4 protein-coding genes are annotated in these 3707 nt (G+C 46.8%); 3 read left to right on the top strand and 1 reads right to left on the bottom strand.

Annotated features, from left to right (window positions below; all coding sequences use genetic code 11):
• The 3 genes from ENN47_01195 to ENN47_01205 form a co-directional block, all read left to right on the top strand.
• On the top strand, positions 1–674 hold a 674-nt coding region (locus ENN47_01195), incomplete at its 5' end, for an adenylosuccinate synthetase (protein HDP76807.1).
• Between the two features lie 31 nt (positions 675–705).
• Entirely contained in the window at positions 706–2094 is a 1389-nt protein-coding gene (locus tag ENN47_01200) for a cysteine--tRNA ligase (protein ID HDP76808.1), read from the top strand.
• A 388-nt stretch (positions 2095–2482) separates the two neighbouring features.
• Entirely contained in the window at positions 2483–2932 is a 450-nt protein-coding gene (locus ENN47_01205; GenBank protein HDP76809.1) for an OsmC family peroxiredoxin, read from the top strand.
• A gap of 40 nt (positions 2933–2972) precedes the next feature.
• Here ENN47_01205 and ENN47_01210 read toward each other — a convergent pair.
• A partial coding sequence (locus ENN47_01210; GenBank protein HDP76810.1) for a peptidase S8 occupies positions 2973–3707 on the bottom strand: 735 nt, incomplete at its 5' end.

Below are 3707 nucleotides of genomic sequence, written 5' to 3' on the forward strand. Positions count from 1 at the left end.
AAAGGCTCGGCGTCAATTTCACAAGTGCGGTAGATATGTATAGAGTCTTCAGGAGTACTTCCGTCTTGTTTGAAGGAGCTCAGGGTGTTCTTCTGGACCTGGATTTTGGCACATATCCCTTTGTGACATCGGGGGCATGTATGGCTCATGGAGTATCCTCGGTAGGGTTCTCTACTTTTGAACTGGACAGTGTCTACGGGGTTCTCAAAGCTTACACAACTAGAGTAGGAGCCGGCCCCTTTCCGACAGAAGAGGCCTCCGAGGTTGGTGAGCTGCTGAGGGAAAGAGGAAAGGAATTCGGCGCAACAACAGGTAGAGCACGAAGGATAGGCTGGCTGGATCTTCCCGCTCTTAGATATGCAAAAATCAGGTCTGGTCTAACGGGTCTCGTTATTACGAAAGGAGACGTACTGAACGGACTGGATGAAGTGAAAGTCTGTGTGGCGTATGATGTTGATGGAGTCGTAAAGGAATTGCCTTCTACTTCGTATGATTTTTTCAGAGCAAAACCAATTTACGAAACTGTTAATGGATGGCCCGTTACTGACCACATAAACTTCCTGAAGTACATGACTTTTATCGAAAGAGAAACGGGTGTCGAGATTGACTACATCTCATATGGGCCGAAAACTGAAGAGATGAAAACCAGGAACGATCTTATAATGAACATATAGCCCGGTTTTGGGGAAGGAGGGAAGGCAGAGAATGGAAATACTACTTACGAACACAATGTCACGAAAAAAGGAAGTCTTCAAGCCGCTAAGGGAAGGCGAGGTGGGGTTATATACTTGTGGACTAACCGTTTATAACTTCGCTCACATTGGCAACCTGAGGGCGTACGTCTTTGCCGACACCCTCAAGAGGATGTTTCTTTTCAACGGGTACAAGGTCAATCATGTCATGAATATTACTGATGTGGGCCACTTGACCGGTGATGAGGATGAAGGCGAGGACAAGATGGAAGCCGGTGCAAGACGGGAGGGGAAAACCGTCTGGGAGATAGTGGACTTCTATACCAAGGCTTTCTTTGACGATCTGAAGAGATTGCGCATCATCTTCCCAACTGTCACCTGCAGGGCAACCAGGCACGTAGACGACATGATTGACATGATACGCAAGATAGAATCCAACGGTTACACGTATATTGCCGGTGGAAACGTCTATTTCGACACTTCGAAACTGTCGGACTATGGCAAACTGGCAAGGCTTAAGCTTGACGAGGACAAGATGCGTTCCAGGGTGGAAAGCGATCCCTATAAAAGGAACCCCTTTGATTTCGTCCTATGGTTTACCCGATACAAGTACGATAGCCATGCAATGCAGTGGGACTCTCCGTGGGGCAGAGGATTTCCGGGATGGCATATCGAGTGTTCTGCGATGTCTTCGAAGTACCTCGGTGAAAGGTTCGATATCCATACGGGCGGCATAGATCACATTCCAATTCATCACACAAACGAGATTGCCCAGAGTGAGGCCGCTTTCGGTCATGAATGGGTTAATTACTGGCTCCATTCTGAATTCCTTGTCATTGGTGAGGGAGAGAAGATGTCCAAATCCTTGGGTAACTTCATTACTTTGCAGACGCTGATAGACAAGGGTTACGATCCTGCAGAGTATCGATACTACCTTCTGGGAGCTCACTACAAGAAGCAGTTGGCTTTCACGCTAGAGGCACTCGATGGAGCGAAAAGTGCCATGAAGAGGCTAGCCACTAATATAGGAGAACTGAAGGGATCGGAAGCACCTGTTAGTAAACCCAATTCAGTGCTTCTGAATGAATTTTATGAAGCAATAAACGACGATCTGAATACACCTAGGGCACTCGCTGTTTTGTGGAAGGTTGTAGACAGCGAGGATCTCCGTCCTGGCGAAAAGCTCTCTTTGATAAACGAATTCGACAGAGTTCTTGGACTAGGTCTTTCCGAAATCGAAACCGAGGTAATTCCCGAAGAAGTTGAGGAGCTTGCAGACCAGAGAGATCAGGCTCGAAAAGACATGGATTGGAAGAAAGCAGATGAACTGAGGAAACTGATTTCTGAAAAGGGATATGAAGTTCTAGACGAAAGAGACGGATACAAGATAAGAAAGAAGTGAATCGCAGTTAATACCTTTAGATGAAGGGTTTTACACGAATTCAATGCTTCTAGATGTCACGTTTGCAGTAGGATCTTGGCCTAAGATCTTTGTTCAGGCAGAGTTTTGACTTGCGAATAGATATCTTTCTTTCATGTTAGGCTTTCTTCATGGTTCTTGCTTCAAACAACAATCTCTCCATACATACCATTTCGTACGGGAGCAGTACTTGCGTATAGAAGCTCAGAACGAGGAGGCAAATGGCAAAAAAACCTGTTCATTGCCTTATGCTGCCTTGGTCCTTCATTATTGCGGGTATTTAACGGATAATTTATATCGGCTTAACTGAGAAGAGTTTCCATCCTGCTAGAATATTTGTGAAAGATATAACAAAAGAGGAGGTAAGTCTATGCCAGATGCGAATTTCAGAGTAAGAGCAGTTTCGGAAAGTCCGGCGCGAGTTGCCGTAAAGGCAAGGAATTTTACTATGATAGTTGATGAGCCACCAAATCTCGGTGGTGACGATATGGGTGCCAATCCTGTCGAGTATGTTTTGGCCGCATTGGCCGGCTGTCTGAATGTAGTCGGACATCTTGTAGCAAATGAGATGGGCTTTCAAATAGAAAAGCTGGAGATCGACGTTTATGGTCCGCTGAACCCGGCCAGATTGTTTGGTAAATCGTATGAAGACAGAGCGGGTTACAAGGAGATAACCGCGGAGATGAAAGTTGACACCGATGCAGATGAAGAGACGCTAAAGAAATGGGTCGAGGCTGTGGAGGATCGTTGCCCAGTCTCTGACAATCTGGGAAATTCCACACCGGTAAGGGTGGTTGCAAAAGAACTTACAAAGGTCTGACAAATCTGAGAGGGCTCCTTCAGAGGAGCCCTCTCAGATTCTAATAACCGGACGATTCGTTGACCGGAAAGAACTGGACCGGAGTCTCGAGCTCATTATGTCCGCTGCTGAAGAAAGATAGAGTTACGGCGTTCTCAATTTCCGGGTGCCAGGCTGCAGTTGCACTGGAGCCAGAGAAGCCGTAATAGCCCAGGAGGTCGCCTTTGTCGATCTCTTTATTTCCGTTGAAATCTCTCCAGATCCTTATTTTGATGTGATTTTCCGTGAGTCCGCTTATGTAAAATGAACCGTCTGCCTCAACTTCGGCTTCCTTCAGAACCTGGCCCGAAGTGGAGAGGATTTGGACCAAGAGAGGTCTTCGCTCTTCATTGAAGTTTAGAGCATCGAATGCCTGAATAAGGCCGTATCCATAGTACTGATCCCATCCCGGATCTCCTAGATCAAGGGCCGTTTCCCGAAGGATCTTCCTTATAATCTCTTCGCCAGAAGAATCTCTGCCTGCGTATCCTTCTGCCATCAGGAGAGCTGCAAGCCCCGTTACATGTGGCGCCGCCATTGAAGTGCCGTACATTGTCGAATAAGTGTTTCCCTCACTAGACGAGTATCCTGTGCTCAATATCTGTGAGGGTGCCGAACCTCCCGGAGCGACAAGGTCAAGATGTTCTCCGTAGTTCGAGTAGCTCGTCCTTTTCATCTCATTGTCGACTGCGCCTACTGATATCACTTCATCATACAAAGCCGGATAACGTTGATATGGTTTGTTACCAGAAGCCGC

Source organism: Mesotoga infera (genome assembly GCA_011045915.1).
Lineage (GTDB): Bacteria > Thermotogota > Thermotogae > Petrotogales > Kosmotogaceae > Mesotoga > Mesotoga infera_D.

Bases quoted from the DNA above. Each gene is read 5' to 3' on its own strand.
- ENN47_01200 (HDP76808.1), top strand. From the start codon at position 706: ATGGAAATACTACTTACGAACACAATGTCACGAAAAAAGGAAGTCTTC.
- ENN47_01205 (HDP76809.1), top strand. From the start codon at position 2,483: ATGCCAGATGCGAATTTCAGAGTAAGAGCAGTTTCGGAAAGTCCGGCG.